Source organism: Acidovorax sp., from assembly GCF_021287135.1.
Taxonomy (GTDB): domain Bacteria; phylum Pseudomonadota; class Gammaproteobacteria; order Burkholderiales; family Burkholderiaceae_C; genus Acidovorax.
In genome coordinates this window covers 48464-67582 of the sequence record NZ_JAJTBB010000021.1, presented here as the reverse complement: position 1 = coordinate 67582, position 19119 = coordinate 48464, and the positions used below count along the sequence as shown (strand labels likewise).

Annotated in this window: 11 protein-coding genes and 1 pseudogene; 5 read left to right on the top strand and 7 right to left on the bottom strand. The window is 61.4% G+C overall.

Going from position 1 to position 19119, the window contains the following annotated elements; translation table 11 throughout:
• Window positions 1-583: 583 nt before the first annotated feature.
• The 7 genes and pseudogenes from LWW96_RS05045 to LWW96_RS05015 all read right to left on the bottom strand — a co-directional run bounded on the left by LWW96_RS05045 (window position 584) and on the right by LWW96_RS05015 (window position 11543).
• Entirely contained in the window at window positions 584-2647 is a 2064-nt protein-coding gene (locus LWW96_RS05045) for an acyltransferase family protein (protein WP_291484627.1), read from the bottom strand.
• Window positions 2648-2839: 192 nt separating this feature from the next.
• A pseudogene (locus LWW96_RS05040) lies at window positions 2840-3794 on the bottom strand (IS5 family transposase); the annotation flags it as partial.
• A 145-nt stretch (window positions 3795-3939) separates the two neighbouring features.
• Window positions 3940-4266, bottom strand: a complete 327-nt coding sequence (locus LWW96_RS05035) for a hypothetical protein (RefSeq protein ID WP_291484625.1) — start codon at window positions 4264-4266, stop codon at window positions 3940-3942.
• A gap of 8 nt (window positions 4267-4274) precedes the next feature.
• Window positions 4275-6545, bottom strand: coding sequence for a pre-peptidase C-terminal domain-containing protein (locus tag LWW96_RS05030; protein WP_291484623.1), 2271 nt, complete (start codon window positions 6543-6545; stop codon window positions 4275-4277).
• Window positions 6546-6733: 188 nt separating this feature from the next.
• Entirely contained in the window at window positions 6734-8578 is a 1845-nt protein-coding gene (locus tag LWW96_RS05025) for a glycosyltransferase (RefSeq protein WP_291484621.1), read from the bottom strand.
• Window positions 8579-8590: 12 nt separating this feature from the next.
• On the bottom strand, window positions 8591-10594 hold the full coding sequence (locus LWW96_RS05020; protein WP_291484619.1) for a tetratricopeptide repeat protein: 2004 nt from the start codon (window positions 10592-10594) through the stop codon (window positions 8591-8593).
• A 220-nt stretch (window positions 10595-10814) separates the two neighbouring features.
• Window positions 10815-11543, bottom strand: a complete 729-nt coding sequence (locus LWW96_RS05015; protein ID WP_291484617.1) for a TetR/AcrR family transcriptional regulator — start codon at window positions 11541-11543, stop codon at window positions 10815-10817.
• A 346-nt stretch (window positions 11544-11889) separates the two neighbouring features.
• On the opposite strand from LWW96_RS05015, the gene LWW96_RS05010 reads away from it, so the two are divergent.
• From LWW96_RS05010 to LWW96_RS04990, 5 genes are all read left to right on the top strand, one after another.
• Window positions 11890-13260: an NAD(P)-dependent oxidoreductase gene (locus LWW96_RS05010; RefSeq protein WP_291484615.1), complete on the top strand. Its 1371-nt coding sequence runs from the start codon at window positions 11890-11892 to the stop codon at window positions 13258-13260.
• A 30-nt stretch (window positions 13261-13290) separates the two neighbouring features.
• Window positions 13291-14598 carry an NAD-dependent dihydropyrimidine dehydrogenase subunit PreA gene (gene preA / locus LWW96_RS05005; RefSeq protein ID WP_291484613.1) on the top strand — a complete coding sequence of 436 codons (1308 nt, stop codon included), beginning with the start codon at window positions 13291-13293 and terminating at the stop codon, window positions 14596-14598.
• 184 nt (window positions 14599-14782) lie between these two features.
• The gene (locus LWW96_RS05000) at window positions 14783-16240 is read left to right on the top strand and encodes an NCS1 family nucleobase:cation symporter-1 (RefSeq protein WP_291484611.1); all 1458 of its coding nucleotides are present in this window, start codon (window positions 14783-14785) and stop codon (window positions 16238-16240) included.
• 73 nt (window positions 16241-16313) lie between these two features.
• On the top strand, window positions 16314-17765 hold the full coding sequence (gene hydA, locus LWW96_RS04995; RefSeq protein WP_291484609.1) for a dihydropyrimidinase: 1452 nt from the start codon (window positions 16314-16316) through the stop codon (window positions 17763-17765).
• A gap of 26 nt (window positions 17766-17791) precedes the next feature.
• A complete protein-coding gene (locus LWW96_RS04990; RefSeq protein ID WP_291484607.1) occupies window positions 17792-19048 on the top strand; it encodes a Zn-dependent hydrolase in 1257 nt (418 codons plus the stop codon).
• Window positions 19049-19119: the final 71 nt, after the last annotated feature.

The following is a 19119-nucleotide window of genomic DNA, read 5'->3' as shown; positions in this document are numbered from 1 at the left end:
CCTTCACGGACCTACCGGACGTACCACAGCGCCACAGCCGCTAAGATCTGCGGCCAGGGTTGGCAACTGGCCAGTACAAGCAACGGGTGGCGCGGATCAATCATCTCGGGCCGAAGTGGCTAAAGAAATCGGCCTTGCACATCTGCAATACTCCAAGAATTAGAATCTGATTTGAAATATTTTCGAGGTATCAAGCACCAAGTGGAATTGCCGCAAACCCCGTGCTCATCCGGGTTCCTGGATCTTTACAAAGGCCGACTCGATAGCTTGCCCTGAAAATACGATTCTCAGTCGCGGGCAGTCGATGATTGCTTGAAGCGGCGAGCAGTGTCGCGGTGACCGCCTGCACGTCCGGTCAGAATAAGGCGTAATTTAATCCCGGTACCGCGTCACCGCCGGCCCATTGATCGGACTGCGGCTCAGCCGCTGATCCATCTTTATGTATCCCACGGCCCACTGGATGACGCTGCGCCGCTTCATCATGGCGCCCTGAACGCCCTTGTGATACCGCGCCATTGTCCTGAGCGCAGGATGCGCACGCACGCAATCTCCACGCCCCGGCCAATTGAAATGCCCAGATGCATTAATTTCTCTGCATGCCCGCCGCGACCGGAGCCTCGAGTTTTTTGCCATACCAAATCGATCCCGTCGACGTCAAATGCGCGGTATCAAAATGCAGGGGTGCTCCATTATCAAATATCGGGCAATGTCTTGCAGGACATGCTAAAGAAAGAACGGAAATATATTCCACGTCGCGACGATTTGAAAAATACTTGCTAAGTATTGCATCACGCTCGAAAACTACTTCTTCGATATCGTTGTCAGAAAATGCGCTGAAATTTTTGGCTTGAAGCCTTTGAGCAATAAGAACTGGAATGGCTTGCTTATATATGGCGCTAGGACCTATTATTTTTACATGAATTCCTTCTGAGGTTAGGAGGTGAATGGTCTTGTCCATCTCTGCAATTTGTGTAAGCTCGGCAGTCCAAACTGCTGACATTATCACGAGCGTTGGTTTGATTTCCTGTAGCGTTGCAATCGCAAGGTCATTGAATGCTCGGCAGTTAGGTCTGGTAGCCACGTCGACGCCGACCAAGGGTGCACAGGCCGATGCGGTCAGCTGGCCGATCGCAAAACCATCGCTTTCCATGGCATTTTTCAGGCCATGTGCATATTGTGCTAAATGACTATCTCCCCATAGCACAATAATGCGCCCTGTTTTTGGCAAACATAAGTCTGGACGGTAGTCGGCAAAACTCTGGTTTGGTTCCAGGAAACATGTGCCTTGACGGAAAAGTGACTTGAAGTCAAACTGCTGAAATGACAAGGCCTCGTTTACGCTAAATCCTTCCAGCGTAGGCGTTGAATTCTTTGTTGGACCTGAACTTAAGGGAACTGTATTTGAGAAAACTTCAGGTGTGGTTGAGTTTAAAGTCAAGGATCTTGCTTTCTGGTGCGTAACCCAATCATTGGGCGCTAATTTTTCTGGGATGGATCCATGAAATTTGGATGGAAAGCCTTCGCCTAAAAAACCCATTGTAGCCACTACCAATATAGTAGCCAATGACGCACCGGAGGTCGCGAAAAGGACAGGTTTTCGTGTCATAGGGGCCCACCTGCGAACCGGCTGCTCAACGATGAAGTATGAAAAAAAGGCCAGAATAACAGATGTAGATATCCCATAAAGTGCGAAATTAATGGGGTCGGCGTTTGGAAAAGCTCGTTTGCCTAAGACCACTAATGGCCAATGGATCAAATAAAGTGAGTAGCTAATTCTGCCTACCGATGTCATTACAGAGGCGCTCAGAAGTCGAGTGACAACGTTAGGTGCTGTTCCGCCAGCCCAGATTAACAATGCAGTACTCACACAAGGAACTAATGCCAGTAGTCCTGGAAATCTCATTTCTTTCGTAATGAAAAACATGCCAAACAATATTGCAGCTAGCCCAGAACCGGCCGTAAGAAAAGTTGCCTGCTGCATACGCTGGGTTGGTTTTAACGTTGAAGGGAGTAATGCAAGGAGGCTTCCCGATAGAAGTTCAAAGGCCCGCCAAGGGAGCATGTAAAAAGCTTGGCTGGGATCGCGGTTTAACATCCATTCCGAACCGAAGAGTGAAATCAAAAAAAGGACCGTTAACACGAGTGGAAGTGCTCGCCTCGCTGTCCTATAAACAAGTAGCACCAGCAATGGGAAAATGACATAAAATTGCTCTTCAACTCCTAAGCTCCAATAGTGCAATAGGGGAGTTTGATTTGCTGCTGGTCCAAAATAATTCGATTTCATCCAAAACCAAAAATTCGGGGCAAATATACCAGACCAAAATAGGGATTTTGAGAAATCAACGAACTCCATTGGGAAAAGCAACAGCCAGGCCGCAATGCAGGAGGCACTCGAAACAACGATGAAAGCTGGTAAGATACGTTTTGCTCTACGTTCGTAAAAATTGGTAATTGTAAAAATACCGGAGCTGATGTCGGAATAGATGGTTTTTGATATCAAATAACCAGAGATAACAAAAAATACATCAACGCCAATAAATCCACCGGGTAGATAAGTTGGCAAAAAATGAAATACAACAACCGCTGTAACTGCTAAGGCGCGAAGCCCATCAATGTCGGGTCGATAGGTGTGGTTATTTGTGGTCATATTTATAATATATGACCAATAATATATGGTTATCGGACATAAAGAAATCTAGTAAAATACTAAAACCATCGTGCTAATTTATTATTGATGTGGTTTTGGGGAAATTTTTGGATTTATATTATTCCTGACTAAACTGGTTTTGTTGCACAAGCCCCAATCAGGCCGAGATAACCCCAACTCAAGACGCAGCCACGCCATAGCGGGCACCGACGCAGGCGCCGTTGTTGGGCGTCCAAGTTGCGTGAAGCGCTTGAGCAAAGCCAACCGCACACGCAGCTCCGTCACGTAGTGCTCGCACTTGCCGGCCATCACCTCTCTTGCCGGCCATCACCTCTCGTCCAGCCGTTTGAAGTGTGCATCTTGATTTCCGACAAGATTCTTCGGTGCCGGACGACCCACTTTTCCAGACTCCCCCCAGTCTCTGGCAAGCTCTCGGCGCAGCATTCGCACAGACGCTCCCCCCCAGGTCTCTTTCCACGGCTTGTCGTTCTTGCGCGGGGGAATCGCCGCGTGCGCGCCTCTTTGCGCTATCGCCGCAGGCAGCCTTTGGTGTTATATGCACCATCGGTACTCACCCTGGCGATCGGTTCATGTGGCGGTATCGGCGCCAACAGTCCGGGCAGCATGAGTGCATCGCCCACACAGGTGTCCGTGACTTCAATGACCCAAATCTCCAGCGGGCGGGCATCAATACCCAGGTGCACCTTACGCCACTGCTTGCGGTATTCGGCCCCGTGCTTCTTGCGTTTCCGCTCCCTTTCGCCTAGGAGGTTGATGCCCGTGCTGTGCACCAAAAATCCAGCGTTGTGCTGCTGCGCCGGTAAGGCAGTCGCACCTGCAGTGTTTTGACGACGGCTGAGCGTGCTGAGTCCGGAACCCGCCAGTCCAGCCCCGCCAGACGCAGCAGGTTTTGAATGAGTCCCAGGCTGCCGCAGGGCCAAGCTCAACAAGCACTTGATGCTCGGGCGAAACTAGATGGCAGTATCCGTGAACGTCTGCCGGCGACCCCGTTTGCCGCTGGCTGCCGCGTACCACTGCATGTCTTTGTCCAGCAAGACAGTAGGGAGCTTCGGGCCCTGAGCACCGTGTTGTGCTCAGTTCAATTGGTGGTCTTGTCGCGGGCCTTTGCTTTTAGGGGTCCACTCATACGCCGAGACCAGCGCAATGGAGCCGTTTGTGGAACAAAGCCGCATCAGACCCATCCGCATTTGTTCTATAAGCGACCATGTGACCGTCCGGGATGCGACACCCGACCTACGCAGAAATCGATGCCCGAGATAGCCAGGTGTAGGTTAATAAACTGCCGCGTATAGAACGTCCTCGCGGTCGGCCCAGATGCTGCAAGTGCCATTTCCTACGACACTGACAGTCTTGTCTTGCGCCTGGGCGGAAAGCAAAAGTGCATATAGCGCTTTTCCTTGTGCGCTTCCGAGGTTTATAGCCCATTCGCTATTGTTGCCACAGGTCGGGGACTCCGTTTTTACACCTGCAATAAAGAAAAGGTAATTTGTAGAATTGATAATCATGAAGGTCACCTTGCCGGTTGATGTGCCTGCATGGCTCGCTCCCGAGAAAATTGTGAAAGCTGCAATAATTGCGATATGGGAAAGCTTCTTCATTTTTAAGCTCATTCGAGGATGATTTGAATGACGGGGGTAATGTCGACAACGCGCCTATGATAACTCGCGGCTAGCGTAACTCCGTTGAATTCGGTATATCCGTATAACATGACGTAGTACGTTCCAGGTGTCGGTGTTGGAAAATCACATGCCTCGTTGTTCCCAATCAAGTATGGTCGACAATCGTACGAGGACAGGGTGGGGGTTTGCCCAAGCTTGACGTACAGATCGGCATCACCGATACCGCCACTGGTCTGTACTTTCAGGTTTTGAGCTCCTGCAGGGACAGTAAAAGAGTAGTACTGTGACGAGCCGCTAACCCCTGATCGATCGGATTGCAGCAAAGGAGTCACGGTGCCCGCGCCAACACTCAGGTTGAATTGAGCGTTCACCGTGATATTTGAATTGATCGTGAACGAGCAAGCGCCAGTACCTGAGCAGGTGCTGCCGCTCCAACCGGCAAAAGTACTGCCTGCCGCGGGCGTGGCTGTCAGGGTCACTATGGAGCCAGGGGAAAGCGACTCGGTGCAGGTTGCTCCGCAATTGATCGCTCCGCCAGCCCGCGTGACCGTGCCCGTTCCCGTGCCGATTTTTGCGATGGAGAGCAGGCCGACCGGAACGGTGGTGAACGTTGCCGTCACGCTTTTCAGTGTATTGACTGTCACTGTGCAGGCGCCACTCCCTGTGCAGTCACCCGACCATCCCGAAAAGACATAGCCCGCCGCCGGGGTCGGAGTCAGGGTCACCGCCGTTCCGTCGGGAAAGGCCTCGGTACAGTCCAGTCCGCAGTTGATGCCTGCGGGGGAGCTGGTGACCGTACCGTTGCCAGCCTTGGTCACCATCAGGTCGGAAGTCCCGGAGGTGTCCAGGGGGAGTTTGGCTTGGGCCTGGCTGGACATCACCGCGGGCACACGGCCAGGATTCACGCCGTAGGGATGATTCGTTCCGAACGTCCAGCTGAGATTGCCCATTCCTCCAAGCACCAGGTGGCAATAACTCATGATAGTGCCGTTGCGTTGGCCAGTGCCTCCGCCGGTAATCGAGGATAACCCGGGCAAATACCCGGTCCGCCCCCCGCCGCCCAGAGACAGGCCGCATTGCCCGGTGGCATTGCCAGAGTAGCAGCAGTCAATGGCTCCTCCTGTATTGGGAGAGGGCGCAATGAAAGGGTTGTCATAGTCATGCGTGTGGGAGCTTCCGAAAGCGTGCCCGATCTCATGGGCCACCACGACGGAGTCCCAGATCACCTGCGGGCTCGAAGGATTGAAACTGCCTGAGAGGCCGGCGCTAACGCCATAGGCAATGCTGGGATTTGACAAGCTGCCTACATATGCGATCCCCGCTCCCACGGGCTTTCCACTCAACAAATGCACATGGTGGCGCGGAACGGATGCATTGGCGCCCGCATTCCAGTAAGCCTGCAACTCGTTGAGCATGAGGTCGGCGCTTGTCTGCGTCCATGGATCGGTTGGCGTAGTCCGGATGAGTATCTGCTTGAGGTTGAACCTCGTGGCAACCTCGGTTTGATACCGGCTGCTGATGTATGCCAGCAGGTTGGTGATGTAGGTGAATGTGGCGGCTTCCGTGCCAAATTTCTGGAAAAACTCGTAATCACTATCAATGATGATATCCGCGCGACGAAGGCTCCCAGCCTTTTCAGAGACTATGTTGTTCGCGTTGATTTGCCCTTGTTTTAGCAAAGACTCCAGTCGAACGTTTCGCTGTGCCGGATCTTTTTGAAGGAAGGTTGGCGTTACGCCGCAAGAAAATTCTCGATCCGTGAAATCTTTCTGCTGGTCAACAGTACGAGAAACGGCACGCCCATCGGCTTTAAGGCGTTCAGGGATCAGTTCGTTCAGGATGGTTTCATCGCCCTGGTGGATAATGGTGTGGATTTCTCCATCTGAACTTACCGATACAAAAGCATAGCTTTCAGGCGAACCTTCAATGGCCCCAATGAAATGGGCGGAGGTCGCTAGAGGAAATGTCCGGCTCCCTTTTTGATCAACAACGATGTATTGGGTATCGGCGCTGGTCACTTCTGAGCGGCGCAGCGCAAGACTGACAACTTTGGGATGAGCGTCGTCAATCTGGAGGCGCTCAATGCGCAGGGTTTCGCCCACCCGGGTGTTCAGGGCTGCCGTGGCCATCTGCTCCGAGTGAGGCTTTCCCGGAATGAGTTGCAGCGTTTGCTCGGCGAGCCCGGTCTTCGCGGTGGCAAGCAAAACGAGGATCAGCGCTGATTCAACCCATTTTCTCAATGAACTGGCGAACCTCATTGTTTTTGGTTTTCTATAAAAAAGAAAATCACGACCGTGTCGTGGCCTGCAGCGCTGGCCACAAGATTGTGACAATGTAAAGAAATGATAACCGCGCAAAATCTAATCGAAACCAGCGCCAATAGCAAGCGCATGCTTGCTGGGTTTCGATAGATTTTTTCGCGCCGAGCGGCGCGGGGTTTGGCCCGTCAGGGCGCTTTGCGTTGCCGCACGTCCCAGCGGGCGAGGCACAGCAGGGTGGTGGCGATCATGTACTTGCCCACGCTCAGCCATGAGTTGAAGATGCGCGACGTGCCGGCAACCCGCATGTTCATGGAGACTGGCACTTCCGAGATGGTGAGCCCCGCCCTTCGCACCAGCAGGAGGGCCCCGAGGTCCTGGTAGTCCAGCAGGGTGGCTTCTCGCGAAGCAAGCACGCGCATCGCGCTCAGGTTGTACAGCCGGAACCCGGAGGTCAGGTCACGCAAATCAAAGCCTGCAATGCGCCGGAACCATTGCCATGCGAGGTGCCGCAGTCGGCTTGCGCGTTCCGGGAAGGCGCCAATCACCAGGTCGGACTCGCTTTGCGCCGCCAGCAACGCCGGAATCTCTTCGACCTCGTGCTGACCGTCCGCATCCATGGTGATCACGGCCTGGTATCCCTGCGCCAGCGCGTAGCAAATACCCGCCTGCATGCCGCCCCACGCGCCCATGGGGAGCACGGGGTTCAATACGCGTGCGCCTGCAGCACGCGCGATGGCGCCGGTGCCGTCCGTGCTTTGGTCGTCAATGACCAGAACATCCCGCCAGCCTTGCGTGTGCAGCCGCTCGAGCAGCGCGCCAATGGTGGTCGCTTCGTTGCGGGCGGGGATGACGATCAGCACGCCGTCGCGAGGCTTGCCGCTCCAAGCCTCGGGCATGGCAAGTTCATACTGTTGGAACACGGAGCGCTCGCAGGTGGTGATGGAAAAGACGGAGTGCAAGGCCCTTTGGCCTGCTGCACCATACCGAGCGCGCAAGGCCGGATCGTCGCCCAGTTGGCGGATGGCTGCGCGCCAGCCCTCCAGGTCGTCCGGCGGTACCTGCAATCCCGCACCGGCGTGGGCCACCACCCACGGCATGCCGGAGCCGGGCAGGGCCGAAACAATGCAGGGCCGGGCATGCTGCATGGCTTCGAGCAGTACCATGCCGAAGGCTTCCGTGCGCTCCCGGGATGCCAGGCAGAACACGTCGCACTGCGCCAGGAGCGCGTGCTTTTGTCCGTCGTCGATGTTGCCCAGCAGGCGCATGCTGGGCGGGGCGCCTGCTGGGGTAAGTTCCTGGATTAATGCTTCAAGACTTGCCCGCAGTTCGCCATCTCCGACGATGAGTAACTCGGCGTCTGCCAGCGGGGCCACGGCCCGGATCAGGGTTTCAAAACCCTTGTAGTAGGTTAGCCGCCCGACCGACAGCAGGCGCAGGTGGCCCGGCTGCCAAGCGGGCTTGGTCAGCCCTGTGGAGTCTGAACCAGGAGGTTTAGACGTGTTCAGTCCAAGCGGCACGACGGCGCATTTCTCTTGCCACCGGCTCAGAGGCTCGCTGGCCGCTAGGTAGGAGGGCGAGGTGGCAATGACACGCGCGGCCCCCGCCAGCATCGCCTGCTCGAAAGGACGGTACAGTCTGTACGCCACCGCGACCACCGGCCGGATGCGCGACGCTACCACGTCGGAATGCCAATGCACGACCCAAGGTATGGCTCGGGCTTCACCTAGGGTCAGCGCCCACAGCGCTGAGTTGTTGGGCATGTGCAAGTGCAAAACGTCGGGCTGCACACGGGCGATGGCGTCCTTCAACGCCTTGCGGAAGCCCAGGGCGATCGGGGCGTAGACCAAGCTGACCTGCACGGGCACCCGGGTCAGCCAGTGGGGATCCTCGGGCAATGGGTCGCCGTGCACCAGGGCATGGGCGTCCAGCCCCTGCTGGCGCTGGGCTTCGATGAGATCGGCCAGGAAGACTTCCATCCCGCCGTGGTACGGTGGAAAGAACTTGCCGATGTGCAGAACCCGCAGCGCCATGAACAGCGCTCGTCAGGGCTTGGCGGGGGTTGCGGCGACCTTGGCCCGCACCTGCTGGTACTGCGGGTTTCGCGGATCCATCTGGATCGCTTGGTCCAGGTCCTTCATGGCCTCTGCAGGGCGGCCGGTGCTGTAGAACACCATGGCGCGTGCGTAGTAGGCGGCCGCTGTCGGCTTGGCGGCCACCAGGTCTTCGACCACCTTGGCCGCCTGCTTGTTGTCGCCCTTGCCCAGCAGTGCCATGGCCAATCCCTGCACATAGCGTGGGTTGTGGGCGTCGGTCTTGAGCAGGGTGTGGAACTCGCTCTCCGCGTCGTCAAAGCGCTGGACGGCCACGGCGGACTCCGCCTTGCGCAGGCGGATGGTGGGCTCGGTGCTGCGGTTGGCCTTGTCCTGCGCCACTTTCTGGAGGGCGATGGAAAAGCTCTCGTAGGCCGGGCCAAACTGGTTGAGTGCGAACTGCGATTCGCCCCGGTGGTAGTAAAGCGGCAGGTCCGAGTACCCCAGGGCTTCGGCCGCTGCGAAGGCCTTGAGCGCTTCGGCGTGCTTCTTTTGCTGCTGCAGCACCACACCAACGTTGAAACGCGTGCTGCGCCCCAACTCTCCACCGTCGCCCAGCCCGGCGGCGGTGGCAAAGGCGCGCTCGGCCTGGTCGGTGAAGCCCCTGCGCAGGTAATACGCGCCGAGGTTCATGAAGGGGCGGCTACGGCCTACGGCGCTGGCATCCGCCTGGAGATTGATTTTCTCGGCGGCATCGCCCCAGGCCGTGCTTTCGTCGCGCAACGAAAGGTTGCGTTCGAGCGCCAAGGCCCCGAGGCCCAGGCCCACAACCGCGCCCAGCACGTAGATGGTGCGTGGCCGGAACCCCGCCAGGGCCACGGCCAGCAGGCCTGGCAATGCCACTGCCCAGAGATAGCTGCGGTACAGGACGAAGGGGTCCTGGATCCAGACGGTCACGAATTCCGTCATGAACCACAGTGCCGGCAGCAGCAGGCACAGTCCGGCCAAGGCGACGGCTCCGGTGCGCCGCAGCACCAGCCACGCGGCCACCGCCAGCAGGGCGAGGTACCCTATTGCGCCGACGATGTGCCATGACGAGGCGAAGCCGACGGGGAACGCCGGGCGCAGGTCGATGGACATCCAGCCGATATTGGGCAGCGCCCACAGCAGGCCATAGCCAAAGAACAGGGCGGCCTCGTTCAGAACGCTCAACGGATACACCCGGGCTGCAGCGCCGGGGCGGACGGCTTCCAGTTGCTGGGCGAAGGCGAGGGATTGCGCGTCGAATGCCTTGCCCAGCACGTTCCCATAGAAGTGGAACAGCGTGCCGGCCGCCAGAGCGAGTACCGCGAGCGCCCCCAGCACCACCAGACTGGCCTGCTTGGCGCTCGGGCGGCGGATATAGATGTACAGGGGCACGGCTGCGGCGGCGGTCATCACCGCATGTTCCTTGGAAAGCACGGCGAGCACGTAGCTCAGGAAAGCGCCGGCATACCAGGCCGCCCGCCGGGTTTGCAGCGCCCGCACAAAGGCCCAGCAAGCCAGCACGGCAAACAGCGTGGCCATGACGATGGAACGTTGCACCAGGTACCCCACGGCGTAGACAGCCATGGGGTGCAATGCGAACAGCGCTACACCCACACGCAGGGCCGCGGTGCGCGACGCGCCAAAATGGGCTTGTTCCTCCATGTCGTCGGGAAACCGGGTGCTCGCCAGCAAGGCCTTGAAGAAGGCATACACCGCGGCCACCACGCCCAGGTGCAGCGCAATGTTCACAATGCGCTGCTTCCACCACCCGCTGCCCACCAACTGCTCGACCCACACGAAGCTGCCATAGGAGATCATGCGCTGCTTGATCTGCAGCAGGTTCCCGTAGGCGCTGAACACCGAGCCTTCGACGAGCCGCTGGTCATCGAACAGCAGTTCGTTGCTCAATCCGGGCAAATAGACCGCCAGTACGGCCAGCAGCACGACAAGCGCGAAGATAAAGGGTGCTTTTTTGCCGGATTCAGCCATTTAGGGGCGCTTTTTGAATGTTTGCCAACTGTTAACCGCGCGCCGCGGTTCGGGGCGTTGAGGCGGCGGCAGTTTAGCAGAGCAAAAATCAGGCGCAGACCGTGAAATGCGTCACACCCAAGAGGACGCCAGCCGCGGCCCGGGCGGAACTTTCCCATGACTCTCTATATTTCTGCGCGTTGCTTTTGCAATCGCAACACAATGTAACGATTTCGAAAAATCAGGCGTCGGCCGCAGGGTCCAGTGCGCTCAGCACCATGCGCACGATCAAATCCTCTGCGCTGGCGTAGTCGCGCTCGGTCAGGGCGGGTTTGCCCAGCAGCAGGGCGAATTGGGCTTCCTGTTCTGCATAGGCCTGGGTCACAGACCAGATGATGAACATCAGGTGCGTGAAGTGGACCCGGGCGATCCGCCCCTCGCGTGCCCAGCGCTCAAACGTGCGCACCTCGGTCTTGAGCAGGGGGGCCACGCGTTCGGTGATGGCTTTGCCATACCGTGGTGCACCGGCAATCACCTCTTTGGTGAATACCTTGGCGCCCTGGGGGCGCAGGCGTGAGTACTGCAGCTTGGCGCGGATGTAGCGGCGCAGGGCCTGCTGGGGGTCGTCGCTGTGTGACAGGGCCTCCATCCCTTCCAGCCATTCGGTGAGCACATCGTCCAGCACGCGGTGGTACAGCGCCTCCTTGCTGGGAAAGTAGTACAGCAGGTTGTGCCGGCTGATGCCCGCGGCCGCCGCAATGTTCTCCAGCGACGCGCCCTCGAAGCCGAACTGGGCAAAGTGATTCTCTGCTTCGACGAGGATGCTGCTTTCCTTGAGCAGGCGCGAGGCTGTGGGGGTGCGGGAGGTGGCAGCCTTCTCCGGGGTGGCGCTGCGTTGAAGGGGTGTTGCGGGAGCGTTGCGGGAGCGGGGCGCGCGCGGGGGACTCGAAGGGCGGACTGCATCTGTCATCGCACCATTGTGGAACAAACGGATGCCGGTTTGCGCCGCCGGCCCTGGCATGGCGATTGCTGTAGGGATTTTACCAATTGGTAAATTTTTACGGGTTGGTAAATTGAACCGCAATGCAGGGCACCGACACCCAGGAGGTCGCGGGCACCTGTCCCTTACAGCGAGGACCACGATGAACCCTCCGAAGTTTGCCGGCGCGGGCCCAAGCCCCCGTGCCGGGGGTGCGGGCCGCACTGTGGCCCACCCGCCGGTCGCCCGGCGCCACGCGCCGCCGGTGTGCCTGCCGGCCTGCCCTGTTTCCACCACGCGATTCCCGCGTCCGCTGCACCAACCGGAGGATTTCTAAATGGACACTCCCGCAAGCCGCGCCTGCGGCATCCACGCCGCACGCCTGAACCTGGCCGACTACGCCGCCAACTTCGGCGAGGCGCACCCGCCGCTCACCCGGCCGCAGGCGCTGATAGAGGCCGAGCGCTGCTACTACTGCCACGACGCACCCTGTGCCACGGCGTGCCCCACGGGCATCGACATTCCCTCGTTCATCCACCGCATCGCGCAGGACAACAACCGCGGCGCGGCGCGCGCCATCCTCACGGCCAACCCCCTGGGCGGCATGTGCGCCCGCGTGTGCCCCACCGAGGTGTTGTGTGAGCAGGCCTGCGTGCGCAACACCAACGAAGACAAGCCCGTGGAGATCGGCGCGCTGCAGCGCTACGCCACCGATGCCTTCTTTGCCCAGCCGGGGGCGCCGCTGTTCCAGCGCGCGGCGCCCACAGGCAAGCGCGTGGCGGTGGTGGGCGCCGGCCCTGCAGGCCTGGCCTGCGCCCACGGCCTGGCGCTGCGCGGCCACGATGTGACGCTGCTGGACGCGCGGCCCAAGCTCGGCGGTCTCAACGAATACGGCCTGGCCAGCTACAAGACGGCGGGCAATTTCGCGCAGAAGGAGGTGGAGTGGCTGCTGTCCGTGGGCGGCATCGAGGTGCGCACCCAGCAGCAGCTGGGCCGCGACTTCACGCTCGACAGCCTGCTCGCCAGCCATGACGCGGTCTTCCTGGGCCTGGGCCTGCAGGGGGTGAACGCGCTGGGCATTGCCGAGCCCACGGCCGCCGGGCTGCGCAACGCGGTGGATTTCATCGCCGAGCTGCGCCAGAGCAGCGACCTTTCCACGCTGCCGGTGGGCCGCCGCGTGGTGGTGATTGGCGGCGGCATGACGGCGGTGGATGCCGCCGTGCAATCGCGCAAGCTGGGCGCCGAAGAGGTCACGATCGTCTACCGCCGCGGGGCGGATGCGATGTCGGCCTCGGTGGTGGAGCAGCAGTGGGCGCAGACGAACGGCGTCACCATCCGCCACTGGGCTGCGCCGCAAGAGGTGCTGTGCGAGAACGGCGCCGTCACTGGCGTGCGCTTTGCGGCCACGACGCTGGATGCCAGCGGCAAGCTGGCGAGCACCGGCGAGACCTTCACCCTGGCCGCCGACATGGTGCTCAAGGCCATCGGCCAGACCTATGTGGCAGAGCCCGCGGGTGCGGCCGTCGCGCTGGAAGGCGGGCGCATCCGCACCGATGCGGCGGGCCGCACCAGCGTGGCGCGCGTGTGGGCGGGCGGCGACTGCCGCGCCGGCGGGCGCGACCTCACGGTGGAAGCCGTGGAGCATGGCAAGGTGGCCGCCATCTCCATCCATGAAGCGCTGAGCGTTCCTGTGGCCCTCGTGGCCTGACGTCGTCCACACCATTCACGGGAGCACCCCATGGCAGACATCCGCAGCAATTTCCTGGGCATCCAAAGCCCCAACCCCTTCTGGCTCGCCTCCGCGCCGCCCACCGACAAAGAGATCAACGTCACCCGCGCCTTCGAGGCGGGCTGGGGCGGCGTGGTGTGGAAGACGCTGGGCGAAGACCCACCGGTGGTCAACGTCAGCGGCCCGCGCTACTCCACGCTGATGTCGCAGGACCGCCGCGTCATCGGCCTGAACAACATTGAGCTGATCACCGACCGCCCCCTGCAGACCAACCTGGAAGAAATCCGGCGTGTGAAGCGCAACTGGCCCGACCGTGCCATGATCGTCTCGCTCATGGTGCCGTGCGTGGAAGACAGCTGGAAGCGCATCCTGCCCATGGTGGAAGACACCGGGGCCGACGGCATCGAGCTCAACTTCGGCTGCCCGCACGGCATGAGCGAGCGCGGCATGGGCGCGGCCGTGGGGCAGGTGCCCGAGTACATCCAGATGGTCACGGCCTGGTGCAAGCAGTACAGCCGCCTGCCCGTGATCGTGAAGCTCACCCCCAACATCACTGACGTGCGCCACCCCGCGCGCGCAGCCAAGGCGGGCGGGGCGGACGCCGTGTCGCTCATCAACACCATCAACTCGGTGATGGGCGTGGACCTGGACCGCATGGTGATGAACCCCAGCACCGACGGCTGGGGCTCGCACGGCGGCTACTGCGGCCCGGCGGTCAAGCCCATCGCGCTCAACATGGTGGCCGAGATTGCGCGGGACCCTCAGACCGCCGGCCTGCCTATCAGCGGCATCGGCGGCGTGACCACCTGGCGCGATGCGGCCGAGTACATTGCGCTGGGCTGCGGCACGGTGCAGGTGTGCACCGCCGCCATGGTCTATGGCTTCAAGATCGTGCAAGACATGTGCGATGGCCTGTCCAACTTCATGGACGAGCATGGCTACGCCACGCTGGAGGATTTCAAAGGCCAGGCCGTGCCGACGGTGAAGGACTGGAAGAACCTCAACCTCAACCACATCGAAAAGGCCGTCATCAACCAGGATGCGTGCATCCAGTGCGGCCGCTGCCACGTGGTGTGCGAGGACACCTCGCACCAGGCGATCACCTTCACCAAGGACGGCGGCGTGCGCAAGTTCGAGATCAACGAGGCCGAGTGCGTGGGCTGCAACCTGTGCGTGTCGATCTGCCCTGTACCCGAGTGCATCACCATGCGCGCGCTCGCACCGGGCGAGGTGGACCAGCGCACCGGCCAGCCGGTCTCTGGCGTCTATGCCAACTGGACCACGCACCCGAACAACCCGCAGCGGGTGGCGGCGTGACGGCACCGGGCGCACGGGGCGCGCAGGCCGTGGCAGCGGCGCGTGCTGCAGTGCGTCTGGTGCAGTTCTTGCGTGACCGATAGCATCGCTCGCTTCCCTTTCCCGCTGTCTGCCAGCCTGAGGAGGCTGGTGCCGACAGCGGGCCGTGTGCAACCCAACCACGTCTTTTGACAGGAGTACAGGCATGACCAACAGTACCGGCAGCGCTGCCCATATGGCGGGGCCCATGTCCGGCGCGGCGTCGAACACGCTCGCCAACGAAGATCTGCTCCCCACCACCGCCGCGCAGCGACACTGGACCTGGAAGGACTTTGCCGCGCTCTGGGTGGGCATGGTCGTGTGCGTGCCCACGTACACCATGGCCAGCTCCATGCTGGACCAGGGCTTCACCTGGCAGATGGCGGTGTGGCTGGTGTTCCTGGCCAACTGCATCGTGCTGGTGCCCATGGTGCTCATCGGCCGCGTGGGGCCTCGCTACGGTGTGCCCTTCCCCGTGCTGGCGCGGGCATCGTTCGGCGTGAAGGGGGCCAACCTGCCGGCCGTGCTGCGCGGCCTGGTGGCCTGCGGGTGGTTCTCCATCAACTGCTACTTTGGCGCGCTGGCGCTGCACGGGTTCCTCAACATCCTGGGCATGGGCCTGGCGGGCCCGGCTGAGGGGCAGACCATCAGCACTTCGCAGTTCGTGTGCTTCCTGGCGTTCTGGGCGGTGCACATCTGGTTCATCTGGAAGGGGCCGGAGTCCATCCGCATGCTGGAGGTGATCGCGGCGCCGCTGATGATCATTGCGTCCATCGCGCTGGTCGTCGTGCTGATGATGAAGGTGCCCTCGGGCCAGCTCTTCAACCTGCCTGCCAAGGTGGTCGAGGGCGGCCCCAAGACCTGGGCGGCGCTCACGGGCTTGGTCGGCTTCTGGGCGACGCTGGCGCTCAACATTCCGGACTTCACGCGCTTTGCCAAGTCGCAGAAGGACCAGGTCGTGGGCCAGGCCATCGGCCTGCCGATTCCCATGGCGCTGTTCTCCATGGTGGGCGTGATCGGCTTCTCGGCCTCGGCCATCCTGTACGGCAAGGCCCAGTTGTTCCCCGACGGCCTGCTCACGCAGATGGGCAGCGTGGCCGCGGGCCTGGGCCTGCTGGTGATCTTGCTCGCCAACCTCACCACCAACGTGGCCGCCAACCTGGTGTCGCCTTCGTATGACTTCAGCCAGTGCGCGCCGTCCAAGATCAGCTTCCGCATGGGCGGCCTGATCGCTGCGGGCATCGGCCTGCTGTTCATGCCCTGGAAGCTGCTGGCCACATCGGGCGGCTACCTCTTCACCTGGCTGGGCGGCTACGGCACGCTGCTGGGCGCCATCGCGGGCATCCTGCTGGTGGACTACTACCTGGTGCGCAAGAGCGAGCTGAAGGTGGACGACCTGTACCGCCGCGGTGGCGAGTATGAATACAGCAACGGCTGGAACCTGCAGGCGCTCATCGCCTTCCTGCTGGGCGTGCTGCCGTGCCTGCCGGGCTACCTGGCCGTGTCGGGCGTGGTGGACAAGGCGGGCATGCCGGCCATCTGGCTCACGCTGTTCGACTCGGGCTGGTTCTTCAGCCTGGCGGTGGCCGGCACCTACTACTACCTCACGGCCAAGAAGAAATGACCCTGGGACCCTGCCTGGGCCTGGTGGCAGTGCAGGGTCCCTTTTTTGATCCGAATCCCTGAAGGAGACCCCCATGAGCCAAGCCCTTGTGATCCGCGGTGGCACCGTGGTCAATGCCGACCGCGAGCAGCGCGCCGACGTGCTGTGCGTGGATGGCCGCATCGTCGCCGTGGGCGAAGGCGCGGCGGCCCAGGCCCCGGCGGGCGCAGAGACGCTCGATGCCAGCGGCCAGTATGTGCTGCCCGGCGGCATCGACCCGCACACCCACATGCAGCTGCCGTTCATGGGCACCGTCACCATGGACGACTTCTTCACCGGGACGGCCGCCGCGCTGGCCGGCGGCACCACGAGCATCATCGACTTCGTGATCCCCGACCCGCAGGAGCCGCTGATGGACGCCTACCGCAAGTGGCGCGGCTGGGCCGAAAAATCGGCGGCCGACTATTCCTTCCACGTCGCCGTCACCTGGTGGAGCGAGCAGGTGCGCGCGGACATGGGCACGCTGGTGCAGGAAGAGGGCGTGAACAGCTTCAAGCACTTCATGGCCTACAAGAATGCCATCATGTGCGACGACGAAACGCTGGTGAACAGCTTCAAGCGCGCGCTCGAACTCGGGGCCATGCCCACGGTGCATGCCGAAAACGGCGAGCTGGTCTACCTGCTGCAGCAGGAGGTCGCCAAGATGGGCATCACCGGCCCCGAGGGCCACCCGCTGTCGCGCCCCCCCATGGTCGAGGCCGAGGCCGCCAACCGCGCCATCGCCATTGCCGACGTGCTGGGCGTGCCCATCTACGTAGTGCACGTGAGCTGCATGGAATCCGCCGACGCCATTGCCCGCGCCCGCGCGCGCGGCCAGCGTGTGTACGGCGAGGTGCTGGCCGGCCACCTGCTGGTGGACGACAGCGTGTACCGCGACCCCGACTTTGCCCAGGCCGCTGCCTATGTGATGAGCCCGCCCTTCCGCCCCAAAGGCCACCAAGAGGCGCTGTGGCGCGGCCTGCAGTCGGGCCAGCTGCACACCACGGCCACGGACCACTGCACCTTCTGCGCCGCGCAAAAGGCCATGGGCAAGGAAAACTTCGCCAAGATCCCCAACGGCACGGGCGGCGTGGAAGAACGCATGGCCGCGCTGTGGGACGGCGGCGTGAACACCGGCCGCCTCACGCCCAGCGAGTTCGTGGCCATCACCTCGGCCAACGCGGCCAAGCTGTTCAACATCTACCCGCGCAAGGGCTTCATTGGCGAAGGCGCCGATGCCGACCTGGTGCTGTGGGACCCGCAAGGCACCAAGACCTTCTCGGCCAAGACCCAGTTCAGCAAGGGCGACTTCAACATCTTTGAAGGTCGCACCGTGCGCGGCATCCCCAGCCACACCGTGAGCCAGGGCCGCGTGGTGTTTGCCAACGGCGACCTGCGCGCCGAGCAGGGCAAGGGCCGCTACATCAAGCGCCCGGCGTTTGGGGCGAACTTCCAGGCCGTGCAAAAGCGCGCGCAGGACCTGGCCCCCACGGCGGTGGCGCGCTAACCGCTGCAATGCATCCGGAGAACACCATGGACACCAAAGTCAAACCCAACATCGAAAACCTGCGCATCAACGGCCAGCGCCTGTGGGATTCGCTCATGGAGCTGGCGCAGATCGGCGCCACGCCTAAGGGCGGCGTGTGCCGCCTCACCCTCACCGACCTGGACAAGCAGGGTCGCGACCTCGTCACCCGCTGGGCGCGCGAAGCGGGCATGACGGTGACCATCGACAAGATCGGCAACGGCTTCATGCGCCGCCCCGGCCGCAACAACAGCCTGCCACCCATCATGACCGGCAGCCACATCGACACCCAGCCCACGGGCGGCAAGTTCGACGGCAACTACGGCGTGCTGGCAGGCATCGAAGTCGTCCGCACCTTGAACGACCACGGCATCGAAACCGAAGCCCCCATCGAAGTGGCGTTCTGGACCAACGAGGAAGGATCGCGCTTTGTGCCCGTGATGATGGGCTCCGGCGTGTTCGCCAGGGCCTTCACGCTGGAGCACGCCTATGCCGCCACCGACACCGAAGGCAAGACGGTGAAGGGCGAACTGGAGCGCATCGGCTACATCGGCGACCAGGAACCCGGCGACCACCCCATCGGCGCGTATTTCGAAACCCACATCGAGCAAGGCCCGGTCCTGGAAGACAACGACAAGACCATCGGCGTGGTCAGCGGCGTGCTGGGCATCCGCTGGTTCGACTGCACCGTCACCGGCATGGAAGCCCACGCCGGCCCCACGCCCATGGCCCTGCGCAAGGACGCGATGCTGGCCGCCACGCGCATCATGCAAGACGTGGTGGCAGCGGCCCACCGCCACCCGCCGCATGGCCGGGGCACCGTGGGCATGGTGCAGGTGTTCCCCAACAGCCGCAACGTGATTCCGGGCCGGGTCAAGTTCAGCATCGACCTGCGCAACAGCACGGACGAACTGGTCGATGCCATGGCCGCCGAGGTCAAGGCCTTTGCCGACCAGGTGGCCAAAGAACACGGGGTGCAGGTGCACATCGAGATGGTGTCCAGCTACCCCGCGCAGCTCTTCCAGCCCGAGTGCGTGGACGCCGTGGGCCGCGCCGCCGCCAAGCTGGGCTACAGCCACATGCCTGCTGTTTCAGGGGCGGGGCACGATGCCGTGTACATGGCCAAGCTCGCGCCCAGCGGCATGATCTTCATCCCCTGCAAGGACGGCATCAGCCACAACGAGATCGAGGATGCGAAACCCGAGCACATCGAGGCCGGGTGCAACGTGCTGCTGCACGCCATGCTGGAGCGGGCAGGGACTTGATGCTATTGAAAATATAGCTGACGGCGCTTGATGGATAAGCGCTGCAGCCTGTTTTGTTCCAATTTTGGGGC